The following is a 17,715-nucleotide window of genomic DNA, read 5'->3' as shown; positions in this document are numbered from 1 at the left end:
ATGCGCGGATGCTGAGCCGGGTTGCCGACAGCCTCTACTGGATGAGCCGTTACCTGGAGCGGGCGGAGAATACCGCGCGCCAACTGGATGTGACGATGAACCTGATGCTGGATCCCGGTGAGGCAAGCGCGGAGACACGATGGAAGCGTTTTGTGGCATCCCTGGGCAGGCCGACGGGTCTGGAGTGGAACGGCGATCTGGAAGCAATGACACGCGGGTTGGTTTTTGATACATCGAATCATGCATCGGTGATTTACTGCGTGAATTGCGCGCGTGAGAATGCACGGCAGGTGAGAGAAGAGATCTCAAGCGAACAGTGGCAGAGGCTGAACCGGCTTTTTCATCACGTGCACTCGCCAAACACACAACTGCAGGCGCGCGACAATCTGAGTGATGTGCTGGCAGGCGTGCTGGACGGGATTCATCTGTTCAAGGGTGTGACCGATACGACAATGCTGCATGGGCAGGGGTGGCAGTTTATCCGGCTGGGGCGATACCTGGAGCGCGCGTATGCAACGGCTACGCTGCTGGAGGTCTTTCACCCCGACCTTCTGAGTCTGCCGGATCACGAACACTCCGGTTACAAGTACCTGGAACAGGTGGGGCTGCTGCGGTGCTGCACTGCATTTGAGGCTTACTGTCAGGTTTATACGGCTGATATCGATGCAGATCGCATTCTTGAATTTCTGGTTCTCAATCGTGATTTTCCTCATGCGATTCGCTACTGTATCGAGGGGAGTCTGCAGGCGATTGACTCGATTCAGCGCAGTGGAGGACGGCGGCCGCCGGAAGAGCTGCGCGCGGCGATCGGGCGACTCCATGCGATGTTGGGATACACGACCGTGAACGAAATTATCTCCGGTGATGCGGCTGCATTTCTGCACTCGATCCGAGTGCAGTGCATGGCAATTCACGAGCAGATTTATGGGCATTATGTGCATTATTCCATTCAGTCAGCCCTGACGGTGTAAGAGGCGAGAGCGAGCATGAATTTTTATTCGATACGGCATTTGACCCGCTTTCGCTATTCGCGGCCCATCAGCGAGAGCATCATGGAAACGCGTATGCATCCGCGATCGGATGCGTTGCAGCATTGCCTGGCGTTTTCGCTGTCAGTGAGCCCGCGCTGCCGCGTCTTTACCTATCGCGACCATCTCGGCAACAATGTACATCACTTCGACATTCCGGGTGACCACACGCAGCTCATCATTGTGGCGGAGAGCATTGTGGAGCAGCAGACGGCTGCGGATGTGCCCGCATTTCTGTCTCCGGATGCGTGGAGAGCGCTTGATGAGATGGTGCAGGGCGGCGATTACTCCGAGATGCTGCTTCCTTCGACCTACGCGATAGAGTCAGCAGCGTTGCTGGAGCTTGCCGGCAAGCTGGAGGTGAGGCGTCGCGATGATCCTATGATGCTGGTGCATGAGCTGAATCAAAGGCTCTTTGAATATTTTGAATATGTGCCGAAGTCCACGCGCGTGGACTCGCCGATTGATCTCGCGATTGAAAGCCACATGGGTGTCTGCCAGGACTTTGCGCATACGATGATTGCGCTCCTGAGACATGTAGGGATTCCGGCGCGGTATGTTTCCGGCTATTTGTACCGGAGCCGCGAAGACCATGACCGTTCGACGCCCGATGCAACGCATGCATGGGTGGATGTGCTGCTTCCGTATCTCGGGTGGGTTGGCTTCGATCCAACGAACAACCTGGTGGCGCATCATCGTCACATTCGTACCGCCGTAGGCCGTGATTATGCGGATGTGCCGCCGACGCGGGGCATCTTTCGCGGCAAGACGGAGAGCGAGCTGTATGTGGCGGTGCATGTGGAGGCCGGTGAAAAGGCTCCCGAACTGGACCGCAACCTGCCGATTCCAGAGGACTGGTCTGTACTGGTGGAGCGGGCGCAGGAACCGGTGGCACAAGTCATGCCAACCATCGAAATTCAGCAGATGCAGCAGCAACAATAAAAGGAAATGAAAGATCTTTATGGGATCTTTTGATCCGTCCTTATAAATTTCTTATTGAATCTCCGGTCAATTTCCTGCACAATTGCGAACTATCCCCCCTTTCGGTGCATAGCTCGAGGTTCCCGCTACACAAAGATTTACGAAATCGAAGATATTGCGACACATTCGGCGGCGATGCATACGTCGCAGTTGTGGCGCAAGACGGATCGACCGTATCACCGCGCTGCTGACAATACACGGCAGCGTGGTAAGCACTTTTCCAGCGAACGGCAGAAGTACATGCCGCCGCATAGATGAGTCATTCTTTGGAGGAACAGACGTGAAACGATCCTTTAAGGGATGGATGCTTCTCTGCATCCTTTCCACCGCTTCCTGCCTCTTTGCCCAGAACGCGACAACCTCGCTTCGCGGCACCATCAAGGACCCCAGCGGCGCGCTCGTCCCCGGCGCCAAGGTTACGCTCTCGGAAAAGGAAACCGATCACACTTATACCGCCGTTGCCAATGCAGCCGGTGAGTATCAGTTTGTTCAGATTCTTCCAGCCAAGTACACCATTACGGCGACTGCAATGGGGTTTGGCGACCAGTCCAAGTTCGCCGAGCTGCTGGTGAACCAGCCTGCCACAGTGGACTTTGCCCTTACGGTGCAGGCCAGTGCGGTAACAGTGGACGTTTCCGCTGCGGCGCAGACACTCAACACATCCGACGCCACACTGGGCAACTCCATGGACAACACCATGATTCAGGACATTCCATCCGAAACACGCAATGTGCCTGACCTGCTTGCGCTCCAGCCCGGCGTTCTCTATCTTCCTGGTACCGATGACTCGCGCTCCGGCGCAGTCAACGGTGGTCGCTCTGATCAGGGCAACATCACGATCGACGGTATCGACGACAACGATCAGATCAACGGCACAGCTTTCACCGGCGTACTCCGCCAGACGCAGGATGCCATTCAGGAATTCCGTGTCGTTACGGCGGGCGGCAACTCTGACTCCGGCCGCTCCTCCGGCGCTCAAGTCTCGATGATCACCAAATCGGGCACGAACAGGATCCATGGTGCCGCCTACGAGTACATGCGCAATGGCCTTGATGGCAACGACTGGTTTAATAAGAATGCGCAGGTAGGTAACGGCGAGCCCAATATCCCTGGCAAGCTCATCCGCAACATCTTCGGCGCCGACCTGGGCGGGCCCATCAAGAAAGACAAGCTCTTTCTCTTCATGAACTATGAGGGTTGGCGTCTGGCGGAAAATGCCCAGGTCTCCCAGACTACTGCGACTGATGACTTTAAGAATGGCATCCTCAGCTACCAGGATGTGAACGGAAACAAGCAGCAGCTCCAGCCTGGCGATGTGGCCGCTATCGATAGCGGCTGCACCGTCATCTGCAATTCCACTGCTTATCCGAATCCGCCGGGACCCAATCCTAACTCGCTCAAGTACTTACAGTCCATGCCGACGGCAAACGTTCCATCCGGAGGCGACGCCACCGGAGGCGTGCCCTATAACTTAGGCACGTATACTTTCTCTTCTCATAATCCAATAAATAGAGATACCTATATAGCGCGCCTGGATTACCAACCCTCGTCGAGGCAGAGCATCTTTGTCCGCGGCCAGTTGCAGGGTGATACGACGATTGGTACGGAGCAGTTCCCAGGCGCGGGACCTTCCAGCCTCACGGTTGCCAATAACCGCGGCATCATAGCCGGCCATACCTGGACCCTCAAGCAAAATCTCATCAATGATTTCCGCTATGGCTTTATCCGCGCGGGCGGCGGCTCCTCCGGTGTTGGAAAAGGGGATTATGTGGACTTCCGCGGCGTCTCCTCGCCTACCTCGGAGTCGCGCAGCTCGATCAGCAACACCCCAGTCAACAACATTGTGGAAACCCTCTCGTGGACCAAGGGCAATCATGCGCTGTCATTCGGCTTCAACTGGCGCGGCATCAGCCATAACAGCCTTTCCGATGCCAATTCCTACGATGGCGCCAGCACCAATCCCTCATGGTTTTCCGGCAATGCTCCCGAACCCATGGGCGGAGATGGTAACAGCCTGGTCAACAGCGGCTTTGAGACTAATTACAAGTGGGCCTATACGGACCTTGTTGGCGCCATTCCTTCACGCACCAACAACTACAACTATCATCTGGACTCCGCCACCGCGGCTACCGCGCTGTCGGAAGGCGTTCCAGTTGAGCGCCACTTCAAGGCCAACGAGTACGAGGGCTATGGGCAGGATTCCTGGCGTATTCAGCCGAACCTGACCCTGACCTTCGGTCTCCGCTACACCATCCTGCAGACCCCCTGGGAGACAAAGGGGCAGGAAGTGCTTCCCACTGTGGACACCCACCAATGGTTTTTGAATCGCGGAATAGCCGCAGCGGCAGGACAGGTCAACCAGCCGGATCTCTCTTTCAGTCCCGGCGGCAAATACTATAACAAGCCCGGCTTCTTCCCCATGAACAAGAACAACTTCGCTCCGCGCCTGGCCATCGCTTTCGCTCCTGACGCGCACACCTCCATCCGCGCCGGCGCCGGCATCTACTTTGACCACTATGGCGAAGCCATGGTGAGTACCTTGTCCAGCCAGGCTTCTTACGGCATGTCCACCTCCGTGACCAACCCCGCCTCAAGATACGTTATTAATAGTGATTGCGCGGTGTATGACAAGACCACCTGTCCGCATCCGGCTTCCCAGCGTTTCACGGATCGCAACACGCTGCCGAACATCGATCTGGGACAGGCGCCGCCTACCTCCGCGACCTTCCCGTACACGTATCCCGAAAATTCGCTGGCCATCAAAGCGGGCGTGGATAACCACATCAAATCTCCTTACTCTGAGACCTTCAACCTCTCCGTTCAGCACGAGTTCCGCGGAGGCTTCACGTTCGAGGCTGCCTACGTGGGCCGTCTTGGCCGCCATCTCCTACAGAATCTCGATCTCGCCGAGCCTACCAACTACGTTGATCCGCTGGGCGGGGGCGACTACTTCTCCAACGCCGATAAACTATCGAAGTTCTCCGACTCGGTCGGTGACGGCGGCGCCAACTACATCGCCAACGTACCGACCATTCCGTACTTTGAAGATGTATTTCCCTGGATGAAGAACTTTACCGGCAACGGCGAATCCGCCACCACGGCTATCTACAACGCCGAATGGGGATGGGCGCGCTATACCTACGGCGAAACCAACGCCATCTATGACCTGGATCTTGGCTATGACGGAGGTCCGGCCGACCGGGTTCCTCACTTCTTCCAGAACCAGTTCTCCTCCTTCTTTGCCCTTTCCTCCATCGGCAGCAGCTACTACAACTCCGGGCAGTTCACGCTTCGTCACCCATTCAGCCACGGTCTCGCCTTCGATGTCAGCTATACCCTGGCCCACTCGATCGACATGGGGTCGGACAGCGAGCGCAACTCCTTTGCCCCAGGCGGCGGCAACGGCGGCGTCTCCCTGTCGGCTATCTACAACTCCTGGAATCCTAGCCTGAACCGGGGCTCTTCCGAGTTCGACGTTCGTCACCTCATCACCGGCGATTACGTCTATCAGCTGCCCTTTGGCCGCGGAAAGTCGATTGGGGGCAGGGCCAACGGCATACTCGATGCTTTCATCGGAGGATGGCAGCTTGCCGGAGGCCTCCACTGGTCGAGCGCTCTTCCTTACTCGTTCTATGATCCGGGCTGGAATACCAACTGGGAGCTTTCCAGCTATGCCGTCCAGACGGGGCCCATCAAAATGCACCGCCATATTGACGCCTCCACGCTGTACACGTTCATTGATAATGGCGATAACATTTCGATGAACGGCACTTATGTAGGCAACCCGATGCGCCTCTCCTATCCCGGCGAAGCAGGCATGCGGAATCACTTCCGCGGAGACGGCTACTTCGACCTGGACTCCGGTCTTTCCAAAACCTGGAAGACGGGCGAATTCGGCAAGCTCAAGTTCACCTGGGAGGTCTACGACGTTACCAATACCGTTCGCTTCGATCCGCAGTCGATTGGAGCGCAGCTGACCTCTTCCGGGCTTGGCGAGGCCGGTACCGAGCTCTCGAAGCCGCGCGTGATGCAGGGCTCGCTGCGGTACGACTTTTAAGCTGTATCAAAAAAATATTTGAGATGCCGGAGTGGCGTATGCGACTCCGGCATTTCTATTTGCCAGCCTTGTTTGCTACCTAATTTGGAGCTACCGGTGCAAAAGTGGCTTTCTGTCCGCTCTGTAGGTAGAGCAGGTAGAGCATGTTCGGAAATCGGTGGTGCTGTTTGAGTGAAACATCGAAATCCAGCAGATATAGCAGTAATGGAATAAAATAAGAGATCTTTATACGGTCCTTTGACCCTGCCTAGTAGATTTTTTGATTGAATATTTTGCTAAATTCCGACAAAATTACACAAATCTACGACTGAGTCAGTTGCCCGATGCTCTCCGGGCGCTGAATTACACGCAAGACAGTCGAGTCGATCATAGATTTGGATCAAATACGGATCCCAGCCGAACTGGGACGTAAAACCGTACCCACTGTGCTGCACCTCGCAAGAGCAGGACAGCGCCGAAAAGCAATCACAAGATGCGGCGGAACCATACAACGCTGCACAGACGGATTTTCTGGAGGAACTGACGTGAAACGATCCCTTCTGGGATGGATGCTTCTTTGCATCCTCTCGACGACTTCCCTTGCATTCGGTCAAAGCGCAGCCACCTCACTTCGTGGCGTTATTAAGGATCCAAGCGGCGCACTGGTTCCTGGCGCCAAGGTCACTATCACCGATGCAGACGCGGGCCGCACCTACACAGCCACAGCGAATACAGCCGGCCTGTATGAGTTTGCGCAGATCCCACCGGCGAAGTACAAGATCACTGTTAGCGCAATGGGATTCTCCGACCAGAGCAAGCTGGCGGAACTGCTGGTGAACCAGCCAGCTACGATTGATTTTGCAGTTTCTGTCCAGGCCAACACTATTACTGTGGATGTCTCGGCTGAGGCGCAGACGCTGAATACTACGGATGCCTCGCTGGGTAGCTCCGCAAACAATGCACTCATTCAAGCGCTGCCTTCGGAGACGCGCAACGTTCCTGACCTGCTTTCACTGCAGCCCGGCGTACTGTATCTGCCGAACAACGATGACAGCCGTAGTGGTGCAGTCAATGGCGTCCGCTCTGATCAGGGTAATGTGACGATGGATGGCGTTGACGATAACGACCAGGTGAACGGCTACGCGTTTACCGGCGTTCTGCGCGAGACGCAAGACTCAGTAGAGGAATTCCGCGTGGCTACCGCGAATGCTAACTCCGACCAGGGCCGCTCTGCCGGTGCTCAGGTGAGCCTGGTGACTAAGTCCGGGACAAACAAATATCACGGGGCTTTGTACGAGTACAACCGGCCCACTATCACGGTCGCCAATAATTGGTTCAATAAGCAGGGGGAAATCAACAGCGGCCTGCCAAACATTCCCGGTAAGTTGATTCGTAATATCTTTGGCGCCGACGCAGGCGGGCCAATCAAGAAGGGCAAGCTCTTTTTCTTCGCAAACTACGAGGCCGAACGGATTGCGGAAAATACTCAGGTCACGCAAACCGTTCCCACATCGTCCTATCAGCAAGGCAATCTTATCTATCAGGGAGATTCATCGAGCGGAGCCATTGAGAATGTCACGCTCAGCTCGAACCAGGTTGCACAACTGGACGGGGGATGCCAGGTTTGCAATACTGCCGGGTACCCGCCACCGCCGGGCCCAAATCCGAACGCGTTGGCTTATTTTCAGTCGATGCCTGCAGCCAATGGCTTTACCGAAGGCGACGGACTGAATTCGGGCTCGTATTCTTTTTCCTCGCCTAACCCAATCACGGAAAATACATCGATCGTACGTCTTGACTACACCCCGTCCGAGCGGCATCGCATCTTTATCCGCGGGGACCTGCAGAAAGACACCACGCAGGCTACGGAGCAGTTTCCAGGTCAAGGGCCGTCCAGCTACTTTGAAGACAACAGCAAGGGCGTTATTGCCGGCGACACATGGACGATCACGCAGAACCTCATCAATGACGTCCGCTATGGTTATGTCCGCCAAGGTAACAGCACTCGCGGCATAGGCTCCGGCGACTATGTCGATTTCCGCTTTCTAGCGACCCCTACTGCTGAGACCCGCTCTACCATTAGCTGGGTTCCGGTGAATAACATCGTGGACAATCTGACATGGACTAAGGGCAATCACACGCTACAATTTGGCGGTAACTGGCGGCTGATTCATCAGAACCGCATCTCCAACGCAGCCTCATTCAATAGTGGTAGTTCGAACCCTTACTGGCTGGGCGGAAACCCTCCCGCGCCGGATCAGGTTCTCGGCCTAGACCCCGTTGATAACGGCTTTTCAAACTCATACGTGATTGCCTATGCGAATCTGGTAGGCACAGTTCCTTCAGTGACAAACGTTTATAACTACCAGCTAAACGGTAGCTCAGGCACGCTTCTGGCAGACGGCGCAAATCTTACGCGCCACTTCAGCGCAAATGAATTCGAGTGGTATGTGCAGGACGCCTGGCGCGTCATGCCGAATTTGACCATCACGGTCGGACTTCGCCACAGCATCTTGCAAACGCCCTGGGAAACCAGCGGGCAGGAGGTTACTCCTACTATTGATACACACACCTGGTACCTACAGCGTGAATCTGAAGCGCAGCAGGGCCAGATTTATGAGCCTCAACTTTCGTTTGCGCCTGCAGGCCCGTATTACGGCAAGCCAGGCTTCTGGCCTAAGTCCAAGGACAACTTCGCTCCGCGCTTAGCCATTGCGTACGCACCGGATTCAAAGACCTCGATCCGCGCTGGTGCTGGTATCTTCTACAATCACTACGGCCAGTCGCTGATCAACATTTTTGACCAGAACGGCGCCTTCGGTCTTACCACTGCCATCACCAACCCGGCTGCAACCTATGGCTCGGAAGATTCGCCGCGTTATACGGCGCGGAATGCCCTTCCATTCAGCAACGGCGCGTTTCCGGGAAACGCGGTATTTCCATATTCGCCGCCCACTGGCCCCGTGGAAGGATTTGCAATCACATGGGGCATCGACAGCAAGTTGAAGACCCCATATTCGGAAGCGTTCAACTTTTCTGTCCAGCGTGAGATCGGTAAAGGGTTCACGCTCGAAACGGATTATGTAGGCACGCTGGGGCGTCATCTTATCCAGCAGCTTGACCTCGCGGAGCCGGTGAACTATGTGGATCCGCAGGGTGGAGGCGACTACTTTACCGCAGGCAGAAAGCTTTCGGCTTTGGTCGATACCAATAAAGGCAACTACGGCGTGAACAGCAGCGGAACTGGCTCTGTGGTGAACGTGCCGACGATTCAGTACTATGAAGATGTCTTCTCGTTCATGCAAGGTTATGATTACCCCGGTGAAAGCGCTACCCAGGCGGTCTACAACAACGAGTGGGCACCGTACCGTTACAACCTCGGTGCTACAACGTCCCTGTCCGATCTCGACTTTTACGGGCCGCTTGAAGGTTTCTATCCTGCGCCGGCCAACTGGCAACCGCACTTCTGGCAAGGGCAGTTCTCCTCGCTCTATGCACTTTCGACCATCGGCATGAGCTATTACAACGCTTTGCAGGTAGTGCTGCGTCATCCGGTCAGCCACGGTCTACAACTCGATGTTGCGTATACGCTATCCAAGTCCATCGATATGGGCTCGGATGCAGAGCGCAATACCGAGTTCTCCGGCACCAACTCGTTTTCCAGCATTATGAATACCTGGAAACCGTATTTGAACCGCGGTATCTCCGACTTCGATACGAAGCATCTGCTCACAATCGACTGGGTGTACGCACTCCCGTTCGGTCGTGGAAAGATGCTTGCCGGAGGCGCCAGTAATTTGACGGATGCATTCATTGGCGGCTGGCAGCTCTCAGGCATCAGCCGCGTCTCCAGCGGTCTGCCCTTCACGCTCTTTGAGCCGGGCTTCACAACCGATTGGCAGCAGGAGAGTTTCGGCGTCAAGACTGGGCCGATCAAGATGCGTCGCCACTTCGATGAGAATGGCGAGCCGCAATTCTTCGATAATGCCGCAGCCATCAACACTGGCATCAAAAATGGGGCAACTCCTGAGCGGCTCCCGTATCCCGGAGAAGCGGGCGAACGGAACAACTTCCGCGGCGACGGCTACTTTGATATCGACGCCGGACTGGCCAAGAACTGGAAGCTTGGCGATTGGGGCGGGCTCAAATTTGCCTGGGAGGTTTACAACGTGACAAACACAGTCCGCTTCGATCCGGCATCGATTGGATCAGGCTTGCTGGGCGGCAACCTGGGTGTTGCGAGTTCCTTGCTGACGGCGCCCCGCCGTATGCAGTTCAGCTTGCGCTACGACTTCTAGCGTGTAACTCATATCAACAGAAATGCCGGAGCGGCGTATGCGGCTTCGGCATTTTTATTTGCTGGTTTTCTTTGAGGGCTGACTGGGAGCAGGTGCCGCGGAAGCTGTTTTCTGAGCGGGTTGCGGAGGCGGCTGTTGTTTTGGGCTGTTGCTTCCGGGCAGCCGAGCCGGAGCTCCGGCCTCGTTTTTCACCAGGATAGTGACTCGGCGATTCGAGGGGTCGTAGGGATTGGACTGGACGCGGAGCAGCTGGTCGGCGTAACCACGAACCTGGGTCACCTGATCGCCACGGACGCCATCCTGTTGCATCAGGCGGCGGGCGGAGTTGGCGCGGTCGGCAGAGAGCTCCCAGTTGGTGTACTCCGCGCCGGTGGAATATTGTGCGGCGTCGGTGTGCCCTTCGATGAGCAGATGATTGGGGAGAGTCTTCAGCTCGCCGGCGAGCAAGGCAAGCAATTGCTGGCCGTTGTCGCTCAAGTGTGCGCTGCCGCTCTCATAGAAGGTGGCGTTGCTGCCTTCGAGCAGCTCGATGCGCAGGCCTTCCTGCGTGACGGTAATTTCAATCTGTTTGGAGAGCTTTTCCAGGTTTTTGCTGGCCTTGATCTCCTGGATGAGGCGATCTTTGAGCGCGTTGAGATCGGTGGCTGGCACGGGTGCCGGGACGCCGGTGCCTTTCATGGTGGTGCCGAGCTGGTTTGAGGTGCCGCGAGGGTCATTGAAGTAGCCCGCGACGGCTTCTTTGACTTTGGAACTCTGGCTGGTGAGCCAGAGAACGATGAAGAGGCTCATGAGAGCTGTGACGAAGTCGGCGTAGGCCACCTTCCAGGCTCCGCCATGGTGCCCATGGTGGACCGCCTTGCGCTTGATGATGATGGGTTGCGTGCGGGATGGGGCTGCGGGCGGCACAGGTGTCATGTCTTCTCTCCAGACGCGTCAGGTTTCCAGGTGCGTCAGGCCGCGATGGCCTTATTCGCAGTCTGTCCCTTGCAATGTTTTTCCATCTCGTCAAAGCTGGGGCGAACGCGGGCAGGGATGGCTCGACGGGCCATCTCCACGGCGATGAGCGGTGCAGAGCCTTTCATGAAGGCCATCAGCAGGACGCGCAGTACATGGAGATATGCGTGGTGCTCATCGGAGATCTTGGACATGTGAGCTGCGACTGGTCCGAAGAGGCCATAGCAGAGCAGGATTCCCAGAAATGTTCCGACGAGTGCGGCGGCAACTTTTTTGCCCACCTCTTCAGCCGGTCCGCCGAGCGAGCCCATGGTGATGACGACGCCGAGGACCGCAGCCACGATGCCAAGGCCTGGCAGGGCGTCGGCCGCATTGGAAAGCGCTGTTACAGGCAGCTGCGCCTCCTTGTGATGCACTTCCATATCGAGCTCGAGCATCTGGTCCATGTCGAAGCTTTCCACTCCGCCGGTCAGACCGACGCGGAGGGTATCGCACACGAAGTCGCGGGCGTGATGGTCGGCGAGGAATTCAGGATTGGACTTGAAGAAAGCGCTGGCTTCGGGCTTTTCGATGTCGGCTTCAATGCTGAGCAGGCCCTCTTTACGGACCTTGTTGAGAAGCTGGTACATCATTTTGAGCGTGGCGAGATAGGTTTTCGAGGTCAGGCCCGAGCCGCGAAGAACGCTGAGGAGTCCGGAGACAATTCCCTTGAGGATATGCACAGGATTGCCTGCCAGAACCGTGCCGGCAGCAGCTCCGGCGATGATGAGCAGCTCCGCAGGCTGGAGGAGGACCAGAATTTGGCCCTTCTCCATGAGATATCCGCCGAGAACGGCGCAAAATACTACCAGAATGCCGATAATGGCGAACATAACCGCCTCCCAAGCAGCGCAGACAGACAGATATCCGGCCCCAGAATGATCCGGACGCTATCCGAATTTCACTGTGACGCGGACTCTTTGCCCTTTCCGCATCTATCGGCAGTTCCGGAAGTAACTTCAGGGAGTCCACGGACAAGGGAAATGCTGGGAGCAGGATGGGCGCGTTATGCGCGCGGAGACCGTAGCAGATGGAGTGCCCAGCCAATCAGTGCGCCTGCGGCTGCGCTGACGAGTACGACCGCAGTGTGCCAGATCAGGACATGTGCCGCCTGGAAGTTGGTGCAGTTCAGTTCAAGAACGCCAAGCCCCGCCAGGCCTGCGAGCGCGCCTGCGGCCAAGCCTGCGGAGACGGGTTTGACGGCAAAGCCACGCCGAAGCAGGAGCCCGCTTAATAACGCAACGGGAACGGCGTGGAGCAGGCCACGGAGCAGGCAGGCGACGCCGGCAGAGACGAAATTGGTGGTCTGATAGTCGCGGAAAGAGAGCGCAAAGACAGCGAGCATCGCCACGATGGCGACTGCGAGCAGTGCCCCAGAGGAAATACGGCGCAGGCGGCCGGGAATCATGGCGGAGGCAAATTCGCCAGCGGCGATGACGGCGAGGATACCGAGCGAGGGGAAGATGAGCAGCCGTTGCCAGGGAGACATCTGCTCGATTCCGAAGAAGCCGGCGCGGGCAGCGCCTGCAATTGCGACGGCGAATCCAATGAGGAGCAGTCCCGCGACGAACACCCAGCGCGCAGGCAGCGGACGAACCGGTTTGAGCGATTGCTGAACGGTAGCCGTAATGTGGTTGAGCACATCGGAATTGAGGCCGGAATCAGGCTCATGCGATGCGCCTGCCGCCTGGAGGAGATTGTCGATTTCGTTATCTTTCACGACTGCTCTCCTCTCTGCCGGCTGCTTTGCGGCGTTGCACTCAGAAGATTTCTCAGTTTCTTATACGCGCGATGGGCTTTTTGTTTCACCGATCCCACGGTAGAAGAGGTGGCGCGCGCGACTTCTTCAAGGGACATTCCTGTCACCTTCAGCATGACGACGGTTTCGCGCTCCGCAGGGGAGAGCGGGGCAAGCAGAGTCGCCAAGCTATTGGCCTTCGCAAACGGCTCATGATCGGCCGTTGCATGCACGGGCTCTACTTCCAGTCTTTGCTCCCGCGTGGATATGCGGATCGCTTTGCGGTAGTGATCGACGCGAATATGCCGTGCGATGGCATAAAACCACGGCAGAGCCGGTTCGCTGGAACGATAGGTGTGGCGGACGCGATGAATGCGAAGCCATGTCTCCTGCAAGAGGTCATCGGCGTCGGTGCGGCTGAGAGATTGCGCTGTAAAAAAACGATGCAACTGAGGACTCACGCGATGGATAAGCGCCGACGCAGCAGAAAGGTCGCCCTGTTGATAGCGGGCCATAAGCATCTCGAGATTGTCTTCCTGATGCATCCGATGGATCGTCTTCCTGCAACTGTAATCAGCACGGACGCCGTTCGATCATCCGCCGTCTGAAGCCTAGCAGACTGCCGACCCCATCCTTCTTGAATTCGCTCAGATCGATAGAAAAGTTACATGGGTCTGAGCGAAATTCTAAAGATTTTTATCTCTCCACGAATTCTGCGCTTGAGCGTAACCTTTCGCGTCTGCGCAGCGAACATCCGAGTACAAACAGGTCCACTTCTCTCACGGTCTGGAGTGCTGGAGAGAGCGGAATCCAATCAACGCCAAATTTTCAGGCTTAACTTCAAGGAGAGTGCGATGAATTCTCAAGGACTCAAGATGCGTGCGCCGTGGCGCAGTGTTTTTTCAGCAGCGGTGATGCTTGCGTGCGGAATGGCTGTTGCAGCCGGCGCGCAGGAGCGCAGCACATTTGTGCTGACGAGCACGAACAACACACAGCACAACGAGGTGGCTGTGTTTGCGCTCAAGGGCGGGCAGAACCCTTCGTTGAAACTGGAATACACGCTGCCTACGGGAGGCAAGGGAGGCGCAAGCAACAACGCTGGAATTCTGCAGTTCCAGGGCGACCTTGGAGCAGTGGCGAATTACGGTTCGAACACAGTGAGCCAGCTGGTACGGCGAGGCAATGCGATTGGCGTCCAAGGGAGCATCCGGCTTGCGTCCGGCTGCGCGAAGCCGGACTCTGTGGCGCTGAGCGGTGAGCACCTGTTTGTAGTGGGCGCGAACTGTGCCGAGAGCTATGCGTGGCCGGAGGGTTATCCAGATGGCGGCGCGGTGAGCCTGCCGGACAATACGGCGGCGCAGATCGCGGTGGGCAAGACGTGGGCGGCAGTGACGATGACATCGGGATCGGTGTTGCAGCTTCCGCTGACGCATGAAGGCGGCGTGCTGAATGGGACGAGCAATGTTGTTACGCTGCCCGAGGATGCGAACAATACTCCGCTTGGCGAAGCGTTCTGGGGTAATCTGCTGGGGTTCGATCCGGCACACAGCGTGGATAGCCTGGCGCTGATGAATGCGGACGCGGAGATCTTTCCGATTCCCGGGCCGATGCCGGCTTATCCGACGAATGCTCCCTGCTGGCTGGCGAAGGGGCCGCTGAGCATCTGGTACGCAGGGAACTCGCCGGGACAGGCTGTTTCCATCTTCTTCACCGATGCAAAGGGCGGCTCGTTCTACAAATCCGTGCCCTTGCCGGGGTCGCCGACGGATATTGCTGTCTCCCGCGATCAAAAATGGCTGGCTGTGATCTATACATCTGCCGATGGCGCGCATGTAGCGACGTTTGCGATTGATGAGCGCGGAGATCTGAAGGGGATGACGACTTCGCCTTCGATTGGAGCGGCTGGCTTCAGCGGCGTGGCGTTCAGCGAATAGCGCGTTGTGCAGCAGCGCAGTTCAACCTTATGCAGTTTGAACCGCGGGAGCGATGCTCTCCGCAAAGGAAGAAAGCGAGAGGAATATGAACGGGATTCGGAAGATGGCGATGGCCGGTGTGTTGCTGCTGGCAACTGCGGCAGCGTTTGGGCAGAGCTCCATGCAGAAGTCGGAGCCGGTTGCGACGGGAACATTTCACGGGCAGGTTCACGCCACAAGCGGTCGCGCATCGATCTACAAGGACATGGACAGCAAGATGGTGCTGCGGCTGACGAACTTCAAAACTTCAAACGGGCCGGATGTGCATGTGCTGTTGATTGCCGCGAAAGATGCGGAGGATAACCAGAACTTTCTGAGCAGCATGACGGAGCGCGTGGAACTGGGCAAATTGAAGGGCAACGAGGGGGATCAAAACTATGAGATTCCCACGGGCACCGATCTGGCAAAGTTCAAGACAGTCGCCATTTATTGTGAGCGGTTCAATGCGACATTCGGGGCCGCGCCGCTTGAGAAGTTCTAACAATGAGCATGGCCGGTGCTGTGAGGCACCGGCCATTTCTTCCAGCAAAGGGTTTTTATGCTTGTGTTTCTTGTACGGCATCGGGTGGTAATGGCGATTGCGATTCTGGCCACCGCGATGGGATTCTGGTATCTCTTCCGGCCAGAGAAGCTATTTACCACGCAACGAGTGAATGAGGCGGCGCCTTTTGCCGCCGATGACGCTGCGCGGCCTGCGTTTACAGGGCTGTTGCGCAGCAGTTTGCATGAGACGAAGGGCCGCGCGACGGTATACCGCGCGGAGAATGGAACAATGAGTCTGCGGCTGACCGACTTCAGCACATCGAACGGTCCGGATGTGCATGTGGTGCTGGTGGCGGCGAGCGATCCGGGGCTGAAGAACAACCTTCCGGGCCAGGCACTGCAGGCGATTGAGGTGGACACGCTCAAGGGCAATGAGGGCAACCAGGAGTACAGGCTGCCGGAGAACGTGGACCTGACGCGGTACGACACGGTGGCGATTTATTGTGAGCGGTTTCGGGCGGTCTTCGGGACGGCGAAGCTGGAGGCGTTTTAGGTCAGGCCGTGGCGGCCTGGACCGGCTGGGGCTCGGCGGCGGGAGCGGTCTGGCGAGGGAGGCGGACAACGAAACGGGTGTTTCCGGGTTCAGATTCCACGTCGATGCGTCCGCCGAAGCCCTGCGTGATGATGCGGTAGACGATTTCAAGACCAAGTCCTGTGCCGGAGCCCTGTGGCTTGGTGGTGAAGAAGGCTTCGAAGATATGCGGCATAACTTCCTTGGGGATGCCGGATCCGTGGTCGCCGATGGCGACAACGAGCCAGTCCGGCTCGGTCCAGGTGGCAACTTCAAGAGCGCCGTTCATGGGAGACGCGTCAGCTGCGTTGTCGATCAGATTGGTCCAGACCTGGCTGAGCGCGGAGCCGCGAGTTTCGATGATGGACGGTGAGGCGTCAAAGCGCTTTTCAACCTTGATGTGCTTGATGCGGAGCTTGTGGCTGAGAATCGTGAGCGTGGACTGAATGCTGTCATGGACATCGAGAGAACGGGAAACAGCGCGGTCGTCCCAGGCAAACTTCTTGACGGCCATGACGAGATCTGTAACGCGACCGATGCTTTCCTCGATGGCGCAGACCTGCGAGAAGCTGGAGACGAGCGAGCCGAGCCAGTTGAGCGCGTTCGAGAAGGCTTTCGGGTCGAAGGCCTGCTGGGCACAGGAAAGCTCTTCAGGATTAAAGCCCATTTCCACGAGCACCGGGCCGATGGTGTATGCGTTTTCAACTTCGGCGTTGACCAGCCACTCGGAGAGCGCTTCTTCGGCTTCGGATTGCTCAATGGTACTGAGGGCCTGAAGGCGGCAGCTTCTGACGGCATGCTCGAGAAGGGATTTCAGACAGACGATCTGCTCAGGGGTCTTGGGGTGCTCGGCGGCGCGAAGGCTCAGCTCCTGCAGCCGAACGAGGTTTTCGCGGAGCGTGGCAGCGGCACGTTTGGCAGCTGAGCCGGGATTATTGAGCTCGTGCATGAGACCGGCTGCAAGCGTGCCGAGGGTGACAAGCTTTTCGCGATGCAGGGCTTCTACCTGATAGGCCTGCAGGCGGCTGTTCATGTCCCGGATGGCGACGGAGCGGATCTCAGGGCAGCAGGCGAGAAGCTGCCAGAACTGCTCGCGGGTGAAGCGGACGGCCACGGAGTCTTCGTGAGCAACGATGTTAAAGGTGGCGTAGGCTTTGCCCTGCATGAGGGGTGTTTCGCCGCAGCCCTCGCCCGGTGAGACGAATCCAACTACCGTGACTGTGCCGTCCTGCTCAAGGCGGTCGGCGCGAAGCTTACCTTCAAGAACGATCAGATAAAAGATGTGCGATTCGCCGGACTTGACCAGCTGGGTGCCGGCGGGAGCATGGAAGAGATCGACTTGCTCGTCTCCGAAGACGGTGCAGAGACTGGACTGCGCGAAAGCGGGAATGCAGGCGATTCGAGGAGCAATCTCCCTCAACGCAACATGTTCCGTCTGAATCGTTTGGCTGCCTTCACTCATTTGGAGCTATTCCGCAATTCCCCCATCTAAAACTGATTCCGTTTTCTCATAAATGATTCAGTTTCTTGGAGCATTTCTTACGAGCTTCGCATAGTTTTTCGACCAAAAACGCAAAAAAGTGATCCCTGAGACTGAAGAATCAATGGCTTTCC

At 57.0% G+C, this 17,715-nt stretch carries 12 protein-coding genes; 7 read left to right on the top strand and 5 right to left on the bottom strand.

The window, feature by feature from the left end; genetic code table 11:
* The first annotated feature begins 8 nt into the window (after positions 1-8).
* The 4 genes from VO84_RS21430 to VO84_RS21415 all read left to right on the top strand — a co-directional run bounded on the left by VO84_RS21430 (position 9) and on the right by VO84_RS21415 (position 10,343).
* Entirely contained in the window at positions 9-971 is a 963-nt protein-coding gene (locus VO84_RS21430; protein WP_058189807.1) for an alpha-E domain-containing protein, read from the top strand.
* A gap of 15 nt (positions 972-986) precedes the next feature.
* Positions 987-1,970: a transglutaminase family protein gene (locus VO84_RS21425; protein ID WP_058189806.1), complete on the top strand. Its 984-nt coding sequence runs from the start codon at positions 987-989 to the stop codon at positions 1,968-1,970.
* A 319-nt stretch (positions 1,971-2,289) separates the two neighbouring features.
* Complete coding sequence (locus VO84_RS21420) at positions 2,290-6,066, top strand: TonB-dependent receptor (protein WP_058189805.1); 3,777 nt, start codon at positions 2,290-2,292, stop codon at positions 6,064-6,066.
* Positions 6,067-6,590: 524 nt separating this feature from the next.
* A complete protein-coding gene (locus VO84_RS21415; RefSeq protein WP_231738140.1) occupies positions 6,591-10,343 on the top strand; it encodes a TonB-dependent receptor in 3,753 nt (1,250 codons plus the stop codon).
* Between the two features lie 54 nt (positions 10,344-10,397).
* Here VO84_RS21415 and VO84_RS21410 read toward each other — a convergent pair whose 3' ends face one another.
* The 4 genes from VO84_RS21410 to VO84_RS21395 all read right to left on the bottom strand — a co-directional run bounded on the left by VO84_RS21410 (position 10,398) and on the right by VO84_RS21395 (position 13,619).
* Positions 10,398-11,258 carry a flagellar motor protein MotB gene (locus tag VO84_RS21410; RefSeq protein WP_082662258.1) on the bottom strand — a complete coding sequence of 287 codons (861 nt, stop codon included), beginning with the start codon at positions 11,256-11,258 and terminating at the stop codon, positions 10,398-10,400.
* Positions 11,259-11,293: 35 nt separating this feature from the next.
* The gene (motA, locus tag VO84_RS21405) at positions 11,294-12,169 is read right to left on the bottom strand and encodes a flagellar motor stator protein MotA (RefSeq protein WP_058189803.1); all 876 of its coding nucleotides are present in this window, start codon (positions 12,167-12,169) and stop codon (positions 11,294-11,296) included.
* Positions 12,170-12,342: 173 nt separating this feature from the next.
* Positions 12,343-13,056, bottom strand: a complete 714-nt coding sequence (locus VO84_RS21400) for an NrsF family protein (RefSeq protein ID WP_058189802.1) — start codon at positions 13,054-13,056, stop codon at positions 12,343-12,345.
* A complete protein-coding gene (locus VO84_RS21395) occupies positions 13,053-13,619 on the bottom strand; it encodes an RNA polymerase sigma factor (protein ID WP_082662257.1) in 567 nt (188 codons plus the stop codon). The genes VO84_RS21400 and VO84_RS21395 overlap by 4 nt, the downstream gene beginning before the upstream one ends.
* A gap of 309 nt (positions 13,620-13,928) precedes the next feature.
* Between VO84_RS21395 and VO84_RS21390 the strand changes: the two genes are divergently transcribed.
* The 3 genes from VO84_RS21390 to VO84_RS21380 all read left to right on the top strand — a co-directional run bounded on the left by VO84_RS21390 (position 13,929) and on the right by VO84_RS21380 (position 16,083).
* Positions 13,929-15,008, top strand: a complete 1,080-nt coding sequence (locus VO84_RS21390) for a lactonase family protein (protein WP_058189801.1) — start codon at positions 13,929-13,931, stop codon at positions 15,006-15,008.
* 85 nt (positions 15,009-15,093) lie between these two features.
* Positions 15,094-15,528 carry a DM13 domain-containing protein gene (locus tag VO84_RS21385; RefSeq protein WP_197414152.1) on the top strand — a complete coding sequence of 145 codons (435 nt, stop codon included), beginning with the start codon at positions 15,094-15,096 and terminating at the stop codon, positions 15,526-15,528.
* A 57-nt stretch (positions 15,529-15,585) separates the two neighbouring features.
* On the top strand, positions 15,586-16,083 hold the full coding sequence (locus VO84_RS21380; protein WP_058189799.1) for a DM13 domain-containing protein: 498 nt from the start codon (positions 15,586-15,588) through the stop codon (positions 16,081-16,083).
* Position 16,084: 1 nt separating this feature from the next.
* Here the strand turns inward: VO84_RS21380 and VO84_RS21375 are convergent, their stop codons facing one another.
* Positions 16,085-17,563: an ATP-binding protein gene (locus tag VO84_RS21375; RefSeq protein ID WP_058189798.1), complete on the bottom strand. Its 1,479-nt coding sequence runs from the start codon at positions 17,561-17,563 to the stop codon at positions 16,085-16,087.
* Between the last annotated feature and the right edge of the window lie 152 nt (positions 17,564-17,715).

The organism is Occallatibacter gabretensis, from assembly GCF_001449115.1.
GTDB classification, from domain to species: Bacteria; Acidobacteriota; Terriglobia; order Terriglobales; family Acidobacteriaceae; genus Telmatobacter; species Telmatobacter gabretensis.
Note: the sequence above shows the minus strand (reverse complement) of the source record. Positions and strands in the feature narration are given on the sequence as shown.